Annotated in this window: 14 protein-coding genes; 6 read left to right on the top strand and 8 right to left on the bottom strand. The window is 73.6% G+C overall.

The window, feature by feature from the left end; genetic code table 11:
• Window positions 1-56: 56 nt before the first annotated feature.
• Window positions 57-506 carry a MarR family winged helix-turn-helix transcriptional regulator gene (locus Aru02nite_RS22275; RefSeq protein ID WP_203660791.1) on the bottom strand — a complete coding sequence of 150 codons (450 nt, stop codon included), beginning with the start codon at window positions 504-506 and terminating at the stop codon, window positions 57-59.
• Between the two features lie 58 nt (window positions 507-564).
• Here Aru02nite_RS22275 and Aru02nite_RS22270 point away from each other — a divergent pair, with 58 nt between their 5' ends.
• Window positions 565-1113 (top strand): isochorismatase family protein, encoded by a 549-nt coding sequence (locus Aru02nite_RS22270; protein ID WP_203660789.1) that lies wholly within the window; start codon window positions 565-567, stop codon window positions 1111-1113.
• Window positions 1114-1127: 14 nt separating this feature from the next.
• Here Aru02nite_RS22270 and hemB read toward each other — a convergent pair whose 3' ends face one another.
• From hemB to Aru02nite_RS22245, 5 genes are all read right to left on the bottom strand, one after another.
• Complete coding sequence (gene hemB / locus Aru02nite_RS22265; RefSeq protein WP_203660787.1) at window positions 1128-2111, bottom strand: porphobilinogen synthase; 984 nt, start codon at window positions 2109-2111, stop codon at window positions 1128-1130.
• Between the two features lie 99 nt (window positions 2112-2210).
• On the bottom strand, window positions 2211-3800 hold the full coding sequence (locus Aru02nite_RS22260; protein ID WP_203660785.1) for a bifunctional uroporphyrinogen-III C-methyltransferase/uroporphyrinogen-III synthase: 1590 nt from the start codon (window positions 3798-3800) through the stop codon (window positions 2211-2213).
• Window positions 3797-4708: a hydroxymethylbilane synthase gene (gene hemC, locus Aru02nite_RS22255; RefSeq protein WP_203660918.1), complete on the bottom strand. Its 912-nt coding sequence runs from the start codon at window positions 4706-4708 to the stop codon at window positions 3797-3799. Before hemC ends, Aru02nite_RS22260 begins: the two co-directional genes overlap by 4 nt.
• An 8-nt stretch (window positions 4709-4716) precedes the next feature.
• Window positions 4717-6087: a glutamyl-tRNA reductase gene (locus tag Aru02nite_RS22250; protein WP_203660783.1), complete on the bottom strand. Its 1371-nt coding sequence runs from the start codon at window positions 6085-6087 to the stop codon at window positions 4717-4719.
• On the bottom strand, window positions 6084-6809 hold the full coding sequence (locus tag Aru02nite_RS22245) for a redox-sensing transcriptional repressor Rex (protein ID WP_203660781.1): 726 nt from the start codon (window positions 6807-6809) through the stop codon (window positions 6084-6086). The genes Aru02nite_RS22250 and Aru02nite_RS22245 overlap by 4 nt, the downstream gene beginning before the upstream one ends.
• A 380-nt stretch (window positions 6810-7189) precedes the next feature.
• On the opposite strand from Aru02nite_RS22245, the gene Aru02nite_RS22240 reads away from it, so the two are divergent.
• The 4 genes from Aru02nite_RS22240 (at window position 7190) to Aru02nite_RS22225 (ending at window position 11380) form a co-directional block, all read left to right on the top strand.
• A complete protein-coding gene (locus Aru02nite_RS22240) occupies window positions 7190-8482 on the top strand; it encodes a sensor histidine kinase (protein WP_203660779.1) in 1293 nt (430 codons plus the stop codon).
• Window positions 8470-9108: a response regulator gene (locus Aru02nite_RS22235; protein WP_203660777.1), complete on the top strand. Its 639-nt coding sequence runs from the start codon at window positions 8470-8472 to the stop codon at window positions 9106-9108. Before Aru02nite_RS22240 ends, Aru02nite_RS22235 begins: the two co-directional genes overlap by 13 nt.
• Before the next feature lie 83 nt (window positions 9109-9191).
• Window positions 9192-10427: a Na+/H+ antiporter NhaA gene (gene nhaA, locus Aru02nite_RS22230; RefSeq protein ID WP_239076868.1), complete on the top strand. Its 1236-nt coding sequence runs from the start codon at window positions 9192-9194 to the stop codon at window positions 10425-10427.
• 35 nt (window positions 10428-10462) lie between these two features.
• Window positions 10463-11380: an alpha/beta fold hydrolase gene (locus Aru02nite_RS22225; protein WP_203660775.1), complete on the top strand. Its 918-nt coding sequence runs from the start codon at window positions 10463-10465 to the stop codon at window positions 11378-11380.
• A gap of 310 nt (window positions 11381-11690) precedes the next feature.
• On the opposite strand, the gene Aru02nite_RS22220 is transcribed toward Aru02nite_RS22225, so the two are convergent.
• Together Aru02nite_RS22220 and Aru02nite_RS22215 are read right to left on the bottom strand one after the other, a co-directional pair.
• Entirely contained in the window at window positions 11691-14171 is a 2481-nt protein-coding gene (locus tag Aru02nite_RS22220; protein WP_203660773.1) for an SseB family protein, read from the bottom strand.
• Window positions 14172-14263: 92 nt separating this feature from the next.
• Window positions 14264-14623 (bottom strand): UCP033725 family protein, encoded by a 360-nt coding sequence (locus tag Aru02nite_RS22215; protein ID WP_239076867.1) that lies wholly within the window; start codon window positions 14621-14623, stop codon window positions 14264-14266.
• A gap of 142 nt (window positions 14624-14765) precedes the next feature.
• Here Aru02nite_RS22215 and mycP point away from each other — a divergent pair, with 142 nt between their 5' ends.
• On the top strand, window positions 14766-16244 hold the full coding sequence (gene mycP / locus Aru02nite_RS22210; RefSeq protein ID WP_239076866.1) for a type VII secretion-associated serine protease mycosin: 1479 nt from the start codon (window positions 14766-14768) through the stop codon (window positions 16242-16244).
• The last annotated feature ends 52 nt before the right edge of the window (window positions 16245-16296 follow it).

Below are 16296 nucleotides of genomic sequence, written 5' to 3'. Positions count from 1 at the left end.
TGCGCGGGCGTACCGGAAAGCGCTCGTCATGGCAGCGCGGGGCGAGCGGGGCGGGGTCAGCCGGTGGGCAGGTCGAGGTTGTCGGCGACGGTCGCGAGGGCGGTACGCAGCGCGGCGCGGTCGGCGGCGGACAGCCCGGCCAACAGGTCCCGGTCGAGGGACCGGGAGATGTCGGCGCAGGTGGCGAGCAGGTCGCGGCCCCGGTCGGTGAGGCGGAGCGCCTGCCGCCGCCGGTCGCCGGGATCCCGTACGCGTTCGACGGCGCCGAGGTCCTCCAGGTGGTCGGCGAGCCGTACGACGAGGCTGGGGGCGATGCCCATGAGCCGCGCCAGGTCGAGCTGCGAGGCGGCGGGCGCGGTGGTGAGGGCGGCGAGCAGGCCGACGTGTTTGGGCTTGACGTCGTGGTCGGCGATGCGCGCGGCGAACCGGTCGCTGACGACCGCGCCGACGGTACCGAGCCGGAACGCCGTGGTGGTGAACAGCGCTGCGCCCTTGACGTCGCTCATGTCCCGCATGCTACCGTCGCGAAATCATTCACAGCGTGAACGATTCACGGAGGAAACCATGCTCGACCACACCACCGTCCAGGTACTGCTCGCCGAACTCCAGGAGGACATCCTGCCGCTGAGCGTCACCAACGACCCCGGCACGATCCGCCGCTCCGCCACCGCACTCGCCACCGTCTGCGGGCTGCTCGACGTACCCGTGACGCTCGCCGCCGCACCACGGCCCGGCGGCCCGGCGATCATCGGCGAGTTGCGACACCTCGGCGCGCCACACCTCCGCGGTACGCCGGCCTGCTGGGACGACCCGACCCTGCGCGAGACGATGCTCGGCCACCACCGGCGCACCCTCGTGATCGGCGGCGTCACCAGCGAGATCGTCGTCCTGCACACCGCGCTCGACGCGCTCGCCGCCGGCCTCGACGTCCAGGTACTCGCCGACGTGAGCGGCGGCCTGTCCCACCGCACCGAAGACGCCGCGTACCGGCAGATCGAGGCGGCGGGCGGGCGGATCACGTCGGTGCCGAGCCTGGTCAGCGACATGGTCCGGGACTTCACCACGCCCACCGGCCGCCAGACGATCACGGCACTGCACGCCGCGATGGCCTGACGGCACGGACCTCGTCAGTACGCGGCGCGGAGCAGTGCGGCGGCCTCAAGCGCCCAGTACGTGAGGATCTGCTGGGCACCGGCGCGGCGGATCGACGTCAGCGTTTCGAGGATCGTACGGTCGCGGTCGAGCCAGCCGTTCACGAACGCGGCCTCGGCCATCGCGTACTCGCCGGAGACCTGGTAGGCGGCGACCGGCACGTGCACGGCGGCCCGCACCGCGGCGACCACGTCCAGGTACGGCAGGGCCGGCTTGACCATCACCAGGTCGGCGCCCTCGGCGACGTCCAGCTCCACCTCGCGCAGCGCCTCGTGCAGGTTCGCCGGATCCTGCTGGTACGTGCGGCGGTCGCCCTCCAGCGACGACTCGACCGCGTCCCGGAACGGCCCGAAGAACGCCGACGCGTACTTCGCCGCGTACGCGAGGATGCCGACGTCGGTGTGGCCGGCCTCGTCCAGCGCCTCCCGTACGACGCCGACCTGGCCGTCCATCATGCCGCTCGGCCCGACCAGGTGCACCCCGGCGTCCGCCTGCACCACCGCCATCTCCGCGTACCGGGCGAGGGTGGCGTCGTTGTCGACGGTGCCGTCCGCGGCGAGCACACCGCAGTGGCCGTGCGAGGTGAACTCGTCCAGGCACAGGTCCGACATGATGACGGTGGCGTCGCCGACCTCGTGCGCCACGTCGCGGAGCGCGACGTTGAGGATGCCGTCCGGGTCCGTGCCGCCCGAGCCGACCTCGTCCTTCCGCAACGGGATCCCGTACAGCATCACGCCGCCGAGCCCGGCGTGCGCCGCCTCGGTCACCGCCTTGCGCAGCGAGTCCCGGGTGTGCTGCACGACCCCGGGCATCGACGGGACCGGCCTCGGCTCGTCCAGACCCTCCCGGACGAACAGCGGCAGGATCAGGTCCGCCGGCCGTACGACGGTCTCGGCCACGAGCCGCCGCATCGCCGGCGTCGTACGCAGCCGCCTGGGCCGCACGTCGGGGTACATCATCGGTCTCCTCACGTCATCGACAGCGAGGTCTGGACATCGTCCAGGCCGAGTGTGGCGGCCGGGGCCCGGAGCGGTCGCGGGGGCCCCGGGCCGGGCCGGTCAGCGGAAGCGGAGGGCGGTGGGGCCCTGCACCTTGGAACCGCGGCGCTGCTTCGGCGGCATCTGCGCGAGCTTCTCCTTCAGCTCCACCGCGTACGCCGCGAGCGCCTCGACCTCGTCGAGGATCGACGCGTGCTCGGGCTGCACGTCCACCCGCAGGCCGAACTCGACGGCGGTCTCGGCCGTCTTCGGCCCGATGCAGGCCACCACCGTACGGGTGTGCGGCTTGCCGGCGATGCCGACCAGGTTCCGTACGGTCGAGGAGGACGTGAACAGCACGGCGTCGAACCCGCCGGACTTGATCGCGTCGCGGATCTCGGCCGGCGGCGGCGCCGCCCGCACCGTCCGGTACGCGGTGACGTCGTCGACCTCCCAGCCGCGCTCGGTCAGCCCCGCGGCCAGCGTCTCGGTCGCGATGTCGGCGCGCGGCAGCAGCACCCGGCCGACCGGGTCGAGGATGTCGTCGTACGGGGCGAAGTCGGCGAGCAGCCCGTCCGACGACTGCTCGCCGCTCGGTACCAGCTCGGGCTGGATGCCGAACGCGCGCACCGCCTCGGCCGTCGCGTCGCCGATGCAGGCGATCTTGACGCCGCCGAAGTGCCGCGCGTCGAGCCCGTGCTCCGCGAACTTCTCCCACACGGCGCGCACCGCGTTGGTCGACGTGAACACGATCCACGCGTACCGGCCGTCGACGAGGCCCTTGATCGCGCGCTCCATCTGCGCCGGCGTACGCGGGGGCTCGACGGCGATCGTCGGCACCTCGCACGGGATCGCGCCGTACACCCGGAGGCGGGCGGACATCGCGCCGGCCTGCTCCTTCGTCCGCGGGACGAGGACCTTCCAGCCGTACAGCGGGCGGTTCTCCCACCAGCCGAGCTTGTCGCGCTGCGGCACACCGGAACCGAGCGTCAGCACCACCGGGCCACCGAAGCCCAGCGCCGCCTCCACGAAACTGTCCACAGTGGACGACGTCGTGTACTGCGTCTCGCCGGTGCCGTCGCCCGTCACCGCGACCGGCATGGCGCCGTCGACACCCGCGGCGAGCAACCCGTCCCGTACCTGGGCGAGGGAGCCGGCGTCGACGGTCAGCGCCAGCGACGACTGCGGGCCCTTGCCCAGCGCCGCGGCGACCGCGTCGAAGTCCAGGTTCACCACGTCGTCGGCGTCCACCTCGGTACGCACCGGGCCGGGCGGCATGCCCGCGTAGCTCGACACCGCCGAGGCGTGGCTCACCCCGGGCACCACCTCGAACGGCACGTTGGTCCGGGAGATCGCCTGGATCTCCTTCACCACCGAGTCGTGCCCGTACGGGTCGCCGGCCACCAGGCGTACCGCCGACAGGCCCGACCGGGCCGCGGACAGCAGCACCTTGGCGATGTCGCCGGGCGCGCCCTCCGCGGGGCTGCGCTCCAACTGCTCGCCGGCCTCCGCGAGAACCGCGGTCAGCAACACCTCGGGCACCGACCGGTCGTAGACCACGTGGTCGGCGGCGGCCACCGCCTCGACGGCACGCCGGGTGAGCAGCCCCGGGTCGCCGGGACCGGCCCCCACCACGGTGATGCGGCCGACGGACTTACGCGCGCGGGTCATCGTGCACTCTCCAACAGGGAATCAGCGCCAGCGTCGAGCAGCTCGGCGGCAAGCCGCCGGCCGACCGACTCGGCGTCGGCGAGCGTTCCGGTACCGGAGCGGCGGATCGACGTGCTCCCGTCGACCGTGGCCACGGCACCGCGCAGGAAAACTGCCCCGTCCGCCACCGTCGCGTACCCGCCGACGGGCGCGCTGCAACCGGCCTCCAGGGCCGCGAGCAGGGCACGTTCGGCACGTACCGCCGCGCGGGTCGACGCATCGTCCAGCGTGGCGAGCGCCGAGACCAGCTCGGCGTCGGTGGTACGGCACTCGACGGCCAGCGCGCCCTGCGCCGGAGCCGGGAGTACCAGGTCGGGGTCGAGAAACTCGGTGGCCTCGGCGATGCGGCCGAGGCGTTGCAGACCGGCGGCGGCGAGGACGACGGCGTCCAGCTCACCGGCGGTCAGCTTGCGCAGCCGGGTGTCCACGTTGCCGCGGATCGGTACGCAGGTCAGGTCGGCGCCGAGCGCGTTGAGCTGGGCCATCCGCCGCGGCGCGCCGGTGCCGACGCGGGCGCCGGCCGGCAGCTCCGCCAACGGCAGCCCGCTCGCGGAGACGAGCACGTCCCGGGCGTCGGCCCGCGGCGGTACGGCGGCGATCGTCAGGCCCTCGGCCGGCGCCGTCGGCAGGTCCTTGTACGAGTGCACGGCCACGTCGATCTCGCCCGCGGCCAACGCGTCGCGCAACGCGGACACGAACACACCCACGCCGAGCCGCCGCACCGGCGCGCTGGACCGGTCGCCCGGCGTGACGACCTCGATCAGCTCCACCGGCCGGTCGATGACCGAGCGCAGCGCGTCGGCGACGGTACCGGACTGGGCCACGGCGAGCTTGCTGCCGCGGGTGCCCAGACGTACCGGTCGGGCCATAGTGGCGGTCACTTCTCCCTGCCTTCGGTCGGCGTGTTCTCGGTGGGCGCCACCCGGATCGCCTCGGCCGCCGCCCCCTCGGCGACGTCCAGGCCGAACAGCTCGCGCAGCACCGCCGCGTACCGGTCACCGCCCGGCTCCGCCGCCAGCTCACGCACCCGTACGGTCGGTTGGTGCAACAGGCGTTGTACCACCCGGTGCACGGTTCGGGCTATGTCGGCGCGCTGCGCGTCGGTCAGCTCCGGCCGGCGCTGCGCCAGCCGGCGCAGCTCGACGCTGACCACGTCCTCCGCCCGGCCCCGCAGCGCGGCGACCGTGGGCGCCACGTTCGCACTGCGCAGGAAGCCGAGGAAGGTGTCCAGCTCGTCGGCGACGATCCGCTCCGCGGCAGGTACCGAGCCCTCGGCCGCGAACGGCGCCGGGCCGGTACCGCCCGACGGGTCCAACGACGAACCGAGCTGTTCGATGTCCACCACGACCACACCGGGCAGCTCGGCCACCCCGGCCTCGACGTCCCGCGGTACGGCCAGGTCGAGCACCAGCAGCGGACGCCCGGCGCGCTCCGCGGTCGCCGCGGCCACCAGGTCGGCGGTCAGTACGTGCCCGTGCGAGGCGGTCGCGGAGACCACCAGGTCGGCCGCGGCCAGCTCGCCGACCAGGTCGGACAGCCCGGTCGGGCGGCCGCCGTGGTTGGTGGCGACCCGCGCCGCGCGGTCCACCCCGCGGTTCGCGATCACCAGGTCGGCCACGCCGTGCCGGCTCAGCGTCGCGGCGGACAGCGCGCCCATCGCGCCCGCGCCGACGACCAGCGCGTTCTTCTCGGCGAGCCAGGCCGGGGCGGCGCCGCCGACCTGCCGGGCGCCGAGGTCGAGCGCGGCGGTCACGACGTTCTGCCCGGCCCGGTCGATGCCGGTCTCGCTGTGCACCCGCTTGCCGACCCGCAGCGCCTGCTGGAGCAGCTCGTGCAGCAGCCGGCCCGGCGCCTCCGCGTCCCGCGCCACCGTGTACGCGTCGCGCAGCTGCCCGAGGATCTGCGCCTCGCCGACCACCATCGAGTCGAGCCCGGCCGCCACCCGGAACGTGTGCCGGACGGCCTCGTCGTCGTAGTGCACGTACAGGTGCTCGGCCAGGGCGGCCACGTCGTACCCGGAGCGGGCGGCCAGCTCGCCGCCGATGTCCGCCAGCGCGCCGTGGAACGCGGAGACCGCCGCGTACACCTCGACGCGGTTGCAGGTGGACAGCACCACGGCCTCCGACAGGTACGGCCGGGCCAGCAGCCGGTGCAGCAGGTCCGGGAGTTCGCCCCCCGGTACGGCCAGCTTCTCCAGCAGGTCGACCGGTGCGGTCCGGTGCGACATGCCGACGACGAGCAGGTTCACGTGCCGATCGCCTCCCCTGCCCGGCCGTTGGGTGCTGGCCGCGGGACGGGCAGTGCCGTGAGCGCCTTGCGGTGCTCGTGGAACGACAGGATCTGCATCTCCACCGCCAGGTCCACCTTGCGGACGTCCACCCCGGGCGGTACGGCGAGGACGCAGGGCGCGAAGTTCAGGATGCTGGTGACGCCGGCGGCGACCAACCGGTCGGCGACGTGCTGCGCGGCATGCACCGGGGTGGTGATCACGCCGATCGAGATGCCCTCGGCGGCGACGACCTCGGCCAGCTCGTCGATGTGCCGGACCACCAGGTCGCCGATCCGCTCGCCGACCTGCGCGCGTTCGGCGTCGAACAGCGCGGCGACGGAGAACCCACGGCTGGCGAACCCGCCGTACCCGGCGAGCGCGTGACCGAGGTTACCGATGCCGACCAGCGCGACCGTACGGTGCTGGGACAGTCCGAGGACCGCCTCGATCTGGGTGATCAGCAGGGCCACGTCGTACCCGACGCCACGCGTGCCGTACGACCCGAGGTGGGAGAGGTCCTTGCGCAGCTTGGCCGAGTTCACCCCGGCGGCGGCGGCCAGCCCTTCGCTGGACACCGTGTCGTGGCCCTGCTCGGCAAGCGTGTGCAGGGCGCGCAGGTACTCGGGGAGGCGGGCGACGGTGGCCTCTGGGAGATCCGGGAACGCCGGGCTCGCCGAGCTGTCGGTTCGCTGCTGACTCATCTGACTCTCGAAACGACGATATCTTCGGCACCCGCCCACGAGCCAGCCAATGATCTTGCAGGTCAGGCGGGTCGTCGGACTGGCTCGTACGCCGGTCTGCCCGGTGTGGTAGGAGCCGCGCCGTGTGGTCAGCGTATGCGTTTGTGAACGCACGCACAAATCGCGATCTTGACAATCGGTGACACGGCCGTCACGAACACCGCGAACGGCGGGGCCTCGTACGGCAGGTTTCCGGCCCCAGGTTCCAAACCCCACAATCCGCCGCCGAGTGGCGTGGGCCACGCGTACCGACCGCAGGCGCGCGTACTGGGGCTGGCCCCACCCGTGCTTGGCCGGCACGCCGCATGGGCGTGTCGTACGCGGGGCCATACCGTCGAGGCATGACGACCGCCGTACCCGCCGCCGACCGCCACCCGCGGCAGCGGAGCCTGCTCAACCAGCTCGGTGTCGACACCGGCTACTGCCTGCTCGGCCTGCCGCTGTCGATCGCCAGCTTCGTGGTCGTCCTGGCGATGTTCTGCGTCGGCGTCGGCACCGCCGTCACCATGGGCGGCATCTTCGTCCTGATCGGCGGCATGTTCGTCGCGCGGGCGTTCGCCAACCTGGAGCGCCGGCAGATCAACCGGGTGCTGCGCCGACCGATCACCGTCCCGCGGTACAAGGACCGCACGAAGCGGACCGGGCTGCGCCGCGTGCTGATCCCGCTGACCGAGGGGCAGAGCTGGGCCGACCTGCTCTGGGGCGTCTTCACCCTCGTACCGGCGGTGGTCGCGTTCTCGGTCACGGTGACCTGGTGGGCCGTCGGCCTCGGGTACACGCTGAACTTCGCGTGGGAGTGGGCCGTCCTGCCGTACGAGCAGGGGTTGTCGGACCTGATGGGCCTCCAGCACACGTACGGCAACGTCGTGGCGGTCAACACCGCGGTGGGGCTGTTGTTCCTGGTCAGTGCACCTTTCGTGGTACGAGGGATGGCGCTGATGCGGGCCGGGTTCGCGCGGATGCTGCTGACCCGGGAGCGGGTCACCGCGCTGCAGGAGCGGGTCGAGGAGCTGACCGAGAGCCGCGAGGCGGCGCGCTCCGCCGAGGCGTCCGCGCTGCGCAGGCTGGAGCGCGACATCCACGACGGGCCGCAGCAGCGGCTGGTCCGGCTCACCATGGACCTGAGCCTCGCGCAGCGCCGGATGCGTACGGATCCGGAGGCCGCGGCGCCGCTGCTGGCCGAGGCGATCGAGCAGACCCGGGAGACGCTGGACGAGTTGCGCGCGCTGTCCCGCGGCATCGCCCCACCGATCCTCGCCGACCGCGGGCTGGCCGCCGCGCTGGCCGCCGTCACCGGCCGCTGCACGGTGCAGACCGAGCTGGAGGTCGACCTGCCCTCGCCGGACCGGCTGCCCACCACCGTCGAGAACACCGCGTACTTCCTGGTCGCCGAGGCCCTGACGAACGTGGCGAAGCACAGCCGCGCCACCTGGTGCCGGGTCCGGGTGACCGGGGATGGCAGTGTGGTCTACGTGACGATCTCCGACAACGGGGTGGGTGGCGCCCACTCCGCCAAGGGCCACGGCCTCGCCGGCCTCGCCGACCGGGTCCGCGCCGCGGACGGCCGGTTCGACCTGGACAGTCCCGAGGGCGGCCCGACCGTCCTGACCGCGGAGCTGCCATGCGGGTCGTAGTCGCCGACGATTCCGTACTGCTGCGCGAGGGCATCGTCCGGCTCGTCACCGAGGCCGGGCACGAGGTCGTCGCCGCCGTCGGTGACGGCCCGTCGCTGGTCACCGCGATCACCGAGCACCGCCCCGACGTGTCGATCGTCGACGTCCGGATGCCGCCCAGCCACACCGACGAGGGGCTGCGCGCCGCGATCGAGGCCCGGCGTACGGTGCCTGGCACCCCGATCCTCGTCCTCTCCCAGTACGTCGAGGTCTCGTACGCGGACGACCTGCTCGCGGACCGGGTCGGCGCGGTGGGATACCTGTTGAAGGACCGGGTCGCGGACGTGGACGAGTTCCTGGACGGACTGGTCCGGGTCGCCGGCGGCGGCACGGTGCTCGACCCGGAGGTCGTGTCGCAGCTGTTCGTGTCCCGCAAGGACCCGGTGCGTACGTTGACGCCGCGCGAGCGGGACGTGCTGCGGCTGATGGCCGAGGGCCGCACGAACACGGCGATCGCCCGGGCGCTGGTGGTCACCGAGGGTGCCGTCGAGAAGCACATCTCGAACATCTTCGGCAAGCTCGGCCTGGCGCCCAGCGACTCGGATCACCGTCGCGTTATGGCCGTTCTGAGCTTTCTGAGCAGCTAGCGGCCGGTAGGGTTGGCGCCTGGGAGCGCCGGGAAGTCGGGTCGGCACGCGTCGACCCGACCCCACAGCCCAGGAGACCGTCCGTGACCCGAGGTGACCGTCCCGCTCCCATCGCCCGCACCCGTACGGCGGCCGCCACGGTGGCCGGCTTCCTCCGTACCGAGACGATCGGCGGGATGATCCTGCTCGGCGCGACGGCCGCCGCGCTGGTCGCCGCGAACGGGCCGTTCGCCGGGGCGTACCGGATGGTGCGGGACGCGGAGGTCGGGCCCGCCGCACTGCACCTGCACCTGTCCGTCGGCGCGTGGGCGACCGACGGGCTGCTCACGCTGTTCTTCGTGGTCGCCGGCCTGGAACTGAAACGCGAACTCGTCGTCGGCGAACTGCGCACCGTACGGCAGGCGCTGCTGCCGGTGTTCGCCGCGGTCGGCGGGATGGTCGTGCCGGTTCTGGTGGCGCTCGCGGTCGGCGCGGGCGCCCCGGGCATCGGCGACGCCTGGGCGGTTCCGGTCGCCACCGACATCGCCTTCGCCCTGGCCGTACTCGCGATCACGGCGAGTGCGCTGCCGCCGAGCGTACGGGTGTTCCTGCTGTCGCTCGCCGTCGTCGACGACCTCGGCGCGATCCTGCTCATCGCCGTCCTGTTCACCGCCCACCTCGCCGTACTCCCGCTGCTCGGCGCGGTCGCCGCCCTCCTCGGGTACGCGGGGCTCCAGCGGCTGCGGATCCGCGGCCGGCGCCCGCACCGACTGTGGCCGGCGTACCTGGTGCTCGGGGTGTTGGCGTGGGCGCTGCTGCACGCCTCGGGCATCCACGCCACCCTCGCCGGCGTCGCGATCGGCCTGCTCACCCGGGTACGCCCGGATCCCGGCGAGTCCGCGTCACCCGCCGAACGGCTGGAGCACCGGTTACAGCCGGTCAGCGCCGGGTTCTGCGTACCGCTGTTCGCGTTCTTCGCCGCCGGGGTCGCGCTGTCGCCGGCCGCGCTGCGGGCGTTCGCCACGGACCGGGTCGCGTGGGCGGTCGTCGCCGGGCTCGTCGTCGGCAAGACCCTCGGCGTACTCGGCGGCGCCGGGCTCGCCACCCGTCTCCGGCTGGCGCGGCTGCCCGCCGGGATGCACCGGCGCGACCTGGCCGCGGTGAGCGTACTCGCCGGGTGTGGCTTCACCGTCAGCCTGCTGATCGCCGAACTGTCCTTCGGGGTCGGCGCCGAGGCCGGCCGCATCAAGGCGGCCGTACTGACCGGTTCGCTGATCGCCTCGCTGCTGGCCGCCGCGCTGCTCCGGCGACGTGTCCGCGCCCACCGGGCCCGGTCCTGACCGTTCTCTCAGGGGCCGGCGCCTACCCTGGACGCATGGTCGCCCCGCCCGATGAAAGCTGCGTACTGGTCGACGGGCCGTGGACCCACCGGTTCGTCGGGGCCAACGGCAGCCGGTTCCACGTCGTCGAGGCCGGCGCCGGACCGCTCGTGCTGTTCCTGCACGGCTTCCCCGAGACCTGGTACGGCTGGCGCCACCAGCTTCCCGCCCTCGCCGACGCCGGCTACCGGGCCGTCGCCGTCGACCTCCGCGGGTACGGCGCGAGCGACAAGCCACCCCGCGGATACGACGGGTACACGATGTCGGCGGACGTTGACGGGCTCATCCGCGCCCTCGGCGAGCGCGACGCCGTCCTCGTCGGCCACGACCTCGGCGGGCTGCTCGCCTGGATGACCGCCGCCTTCCACCCGCCACGCGTCCGCCGGCTCGTCGTGCTCGACGCCGCCCACCCGCTGCGCCTGCGTACCGGACTGTTCTCCGACCCGCGCGGGCAGCTCTCCGCCAGCCGCCACCTGCTGAAGTTCCAGGTCCCCCGGTACGAGCACGTCCTCACTCGCGACGACGCCGCCATCGCCGGCGAACTGCTCGCCGACTGGGCCGGGCCGTGGCGCACCAGCGCCGAGTTCGCCGAGTACGCGCGGCACTGCCGCGACGCGATCCAGATCCCGCCCGCCGCGTTCTGCGCGCTGGAGGCGTACCGCTGGGTGTTCCGCGGCGCGCTGCGCCCCAGCGGCCGGCGCTTCGTGAAACTGATGCAGCAGCCCATCACCAGCCCCACCCTGCAACTCCACGGCGGCGACGACACCGGCATGCTGCCCCGCACCGCGCAGGGCTCCGGCCGCTACGTCGCCGCCCGGTACGAGTGGCGCCTCGTCGACCGGGTCGGCCACTTCCCCCAGCAGGAGGTCCCCGACCTGGTCACCGGCGAAATCCTCCGCTGGATCAAGGAGTAATTAGCCCCGGCTCGGGCGGACATCGCGCGTCGGACCGGTACCAGCGCCAACAGGCTCGGGTCACATGGCCGCCGCGGCAGCGGTAGGTCGTCCCCGGTGGTCGACGGTTCGCGCCGGCGGTCCTGTGCGGCTGGTTGACGACGGTCACCAGGTACGACGCGGTCAGTGTGCGGCCGAACGCGGGTCCGGCCACCGGTTGCCGGCAGACGCTCCGCGTCGACACCATGCGCCGCCGGACACCGCCCACCGGCTCAGGTGACCGGCAGCGGTCGTCGCCCGACACCGTGCGCCGGCGGACTCGCCGGCAGGTTCAGGTCAGCGGGTGCCAGCGGTGGTGGTCGGCGTTGAACACGGCCAACACCGTCGTCGTACCCTCCGCGTCGATCCGGTACAGCTCCGCGCCGTGCGGCAGCCGCGTCGTCGCGATCCGGTACTCGACCAGCTCCGGGTCGGTCGGTGAACGCAGCACGCCCAGCTGCGGCAACAGCCGCCCGGACTCGACGTTCCACCGGATCGCGTGCACCGGCTCGTCCTCACCACCGAGCAGCACCGCCGTGCGCAGATCGGCGGCACGCACCGGACCGTCCGCGACACGGTGCACGTACCCGCCGACGCGGTCGAAGTGCCGCTCCAGGTAGAACGCGACCTGGTCGTCCGGCACCGGCTTCTGCAACATCGCCGGGAACGTCAGCGCGGGCAGCGGCTCGGGCGTCGGGTCCGGCTTCGGCCGCGGCGGCCACTCCGGCGTCTCCTCGTCGTCGACGACCGGCGCCGCGTCCGCGCCGACCGCCGCAGCCGGACTCACGCCCTCCGCCGCACCGGCGCCTTCGCCGGTACCAGCGCCCGCATCGGCGTCAGCGCCGTCGTTGGGACCGGCGCCGGCGGCGGCACCAGAATCCTCACCGGAGCCAGCGGCGTCGTCGGAACCAGCGGTCGCGTCAGTCCCGGCGCCGACGCCCGAATCAACACTGTCGTCAGAACCCGCGGCCTCATCGGAACCCGCGGCCTCGTCACGACTCGCGGCGTCCTCGGAACCCGCGGCCTCGTCGGTGCCCGCAGCGGCCTCGGTACCTGCGGTCTCGTCGGAACCTACGGCGTCCTCGGAACCCGCAGCGTCCTCGGTACCTGCGGCGTCGTCACGGCTCGTGGCGTCGTCGGAGCCGGTGGTCGTCTCGGTGCCCGCGTCCGGGTCGGTCTCGTCCGCGGAGGTAGCCACCGCCTCGGGGGCCGCCTGCTCGGACGGTGCGGCCTCCTCGACGGTGACGGGATTCGTCGTCTCGACCGGAGTCGCCAGCTCCGCGGAATCCGGCGTCGCGGAATCGGCGGCCTCGGCCTGCGTGCCTGCCGCGTCTTCAGCCGATACGCGGTCGTCCGACCCGTCGCCCGGTGCCGGCGCATCGTCGGCGGAATGCGCGTCGTCCGCCGGGGCCGTGTCGGCGACGGGCTGGCCACCGTTCGACTCGGCAACGTCCGTACCGTCGGCGGCGACGTCGGCCACCGGCTCGTCGACCGCAGCCTGCCCGTCGGCCGCGCCGTCCGCAGCCACGGAACGCGCCGGCTGGTCCAACGTGGCCCCGCCCGTAGCGGTGGCCTGATCGGCGGTGGGCACCGCCTCGTCGACCTGCCCGTCCGGTACCGGATCGGCGGAGGCCGCCTGCTCACCGTCCCCCGATGTCGCGGGCTCGGCGGACGTCGCCGCGGCGGGCTCGGCCGGCTCCACCGACGGGTCCGCATCGGCGACCGACGGGTCCGCGTCGGCGACCGGCGCGGCGTCGGGCTCGGCGGGCACCACGGCCGGTACGCGGACGCCGAGTCGTTCGGCGAGCTGGGTCTGGCGGGCCCAGTCGGCGAGTTCGCCGATGCGTTCGCCGTCGAGGGTCGCGCCGATCGGGGTGTCCGGGTTGAGGGCGAGCGACCAGTCGCGGTGCGGCCAGTTCTCCAGTACGAGGACGAACGGCGCCACCGCGTACGGCGCGTCGCCGACGCGTTCGCGCATGCGTTCGGTGGAGGTGAAGATGGGGACCTGCACGTATCCGCCGCGGTCGATGCTCGGCCACGGGAACGACGGGTCGGTGACGGCGGGCTGGGTGGTCACCCCCGGTGGCACCGGGATCAGCGTGTACGCCGCGAGCAGCGCGTCCATGAACGTCTTCCGGTCGCCGGCCGCGGCGGAGCGCAGCAGCGCCTCCTCCGCCTCGTTCGCCGGCTGGAACTCGCCGTTCTGCCCGGGCGCCGGGCCGGGCTCGCTCGCGGCGGGCTGGTCCGCGACGCCCTGCTCCGGTACCGCGTCGGTGGTGTCGGCGGCGGGCTGCTCGGCCGCCGGCGCCCACGCGGACGGGTCGGCGGGCTGCGCGGGCGGGTCGGCCGCCGGCGTCTCGTCCGGCGGCGCCTGGTCCGCCGACTGCCCCGCCGGTACGCCGGTGATCTGACTCACGAAGTTCGCCGGGAGGTAGCCGGCGATCGGCAGGCCGAAGTCGATGGCGAGCCACCACGACTGGTCCGGCCAGCGGGCGGAGATCTCACCGAGCCGCGCCGTGCGGAACTCCCCCGCGTACTGCCCGAGGGTGGAGGTCATCGCCTCGCGCGAGGTGAACGCGAGCAGGTAGGTGCGCCCCTCGTACGCCCAGGTGGCCCAGCCGGTGGGGTTGGGCGCGCCGTTGGCGTCCATCGGGATCGGGAGGAGCAGGTCGGTCGCCCCGAGCACCTGGAAGTACCGGTCCTGCTCACCGCGCTGCATGGCGTCGAACAGTTGCTGTTCGAGATCGTTCGCCGGCTCCCAGCCGTCGGCCATGCTCGCCTCCTTGCCGCCTCGACACACGGGGTTCGGACACCGCGCCGCTGGTCAACGTACCGGTCCGGGTCTACCCGGGCACGGGCGCGTCGTCAGCCGCGCTGCTCGCTGATCTCGCCGATCTCGGCGCGCCGCGCCCACACCTGGTGGACGTCCCGGTCGTACGCCGCGAGGCCGAGGTCGGACGGCGCCGGCAGCTCGCCCAGGTACTCCAGCCGGAGCCACTGCCCGTGCTCGCCGATCACCTGGAACGGCTGGCCGCGCCACGTGCACCGGCTCGTCACGTACGTCAGCTCGGCGACGTCGGTCCGCGGCACGACCCGCAGGTATCGCTCGGCGCCGATCTGTTCGAAGCCGGCGACGGGACCGCCGCTGTAGAGCCGAACACGGTCGCCGTCCGGGCTCGCCTCGTACTCCTGGTCCCGCCAGCTCGCGTAGTAACCGTCCCGCACGACACACCTCCCGCCGGTCAGCTCATGCAGCGGATCCAACCTACAAGAGCGCACCAAGATCGGTACTCCTCGATCCCGGGCACGACCTCTCGTCGTCATTCCGTCACTGCCCGGGGTGCGGCGCTCGACTAGTCTTTCTTTCGTGCCGAACGGGTCGAGTATCCGGGTTGCCCTGGTCCGGGCGGGTGTCGCCGCAGGGCTCGTCGTCACGCTCGCGGCGGTGGCGGTGGCGGTGGCGGTGGCGGTGCCGGCCGCCGCGGCGCCGAAGAAGCACCACGTCGCCACCGGCAGCGGCACCGTCGCCGCGCAGCAGAGCTGCCACGTACCGGCCGGCGCCACGCACGACAACCCCCTCCAGCGGACGCCGTGGGGGCTCGACCGGGTCCAGCCGCAGCGCGCGTGGCCGCTCAGCCGCGGCCAGGGCGTCAAGGTCGCCGTCATCGACTCCGGCGTCTCCCCCGACAACGTCGTCCTCAAGAACGCGGTGTACGAGGGCGGTCACGACTACCTCGCCGACGGCAACGGCACCTGCGACCAGTACGGACACGGCACCGTGGTCGCGGGCATCATCGCCGGCCGCGACGACACCGGCACCCCGTTCTACGGGGTGGCGCCGGACGCCGAGATCCTGCCGTACCGGGTGCTGGTGAACGATCAGAAGGGCAGCGACGCCACGCCGGGGTACATCGCCGACGCGATCCGGCGCGCCACCGACGCCGGCGCCAGGGTCGTCAACATGTCGCTGACGACGGTGCCGACCGACGCGCTGCGCAGCGCGGTGAAGTACGCGCTGGCGCACGACGTGGTGCTGGTCGCCGCCGCCGGCAACGAGGGCAACACCGACGCCAACGGCGAGGCGCAGTACCCGGCGGCGCTGCCCGGCGTGCTCGCCGTGGGCGGCATCGACGAGAAGGGCGGCCACGTCGGCTCCTCCAGTACCGGGAACTATCTGGAACTGGCCGGTCCCGGCAAGGACATCGACGGGCCGGCGCCCGCCGGCGGCGGCTTCATCACCTTCCCGGCCGGCACCAGCTTCGCCACGCCGTACGTGGCGGGTGTCGCCGCGCTGATCCGGGCGTACGAGCCGAAGCTCAGTGCGGAGCAGGTGCGCGAGCGCATCCTCCGCACCGCCGACCACCCGCCGCAGGGCTGGAACGCGACCGTCGGATACGGCGTGGTCAACCCGTACCGGGCGCTCACGGCGACGCTCAAGGACGACGCGGGGGCGGCGCCGGCCGGGTCCGGCGACAGGTCGATGGCCGACCCGCGGACCCGCGCCGACCCGCTGCGCACCGTGAAGCTCGCCGCCGGCATCACCGCCGCGGCACTCCTCGCCCTCGCCGTACTGGCGCTGATCGGTTCCCGGGTCGTCCCGCGCGGTCGGCGTCGCGACTGGCGCGCGGGACGGGCGGCGTTCGTACCGGACGGCGCGGACCGCCCGACCGGCCGGCGGCCCGCGGCACCCGACGACGGCAGGCCGGTTGCCGTCACCGCGCCGAGTTCCCGCAGCAACACGCCGAGCGGGCCCGGCGGTTCACGTACTGGCCAGGGCGGTTTCGCCGGCACACCCCGCGCACTCCCCGGCGGGGCGCGTGCACTCCCGAGCGGCGGTCGCGGCTGACCGCCGCAGATGCCGATTCCCTTGTACCCCAACGGATCTGGCGTACGCGTGA

It is taken from the genome of Actinocatenispora rupis (assembly GCF_016861975.1).
Classification (GTDB): domain Bacteria; phylum Actinomycetota; class Actinomycetes; order Mycobacteriales; family Micromonosporaceae; genus Actinocatenispora; species Actinocatenispora rupis.
This window is presented reverse-complemented; position numbering and strand designations above follow the sequence as displayed.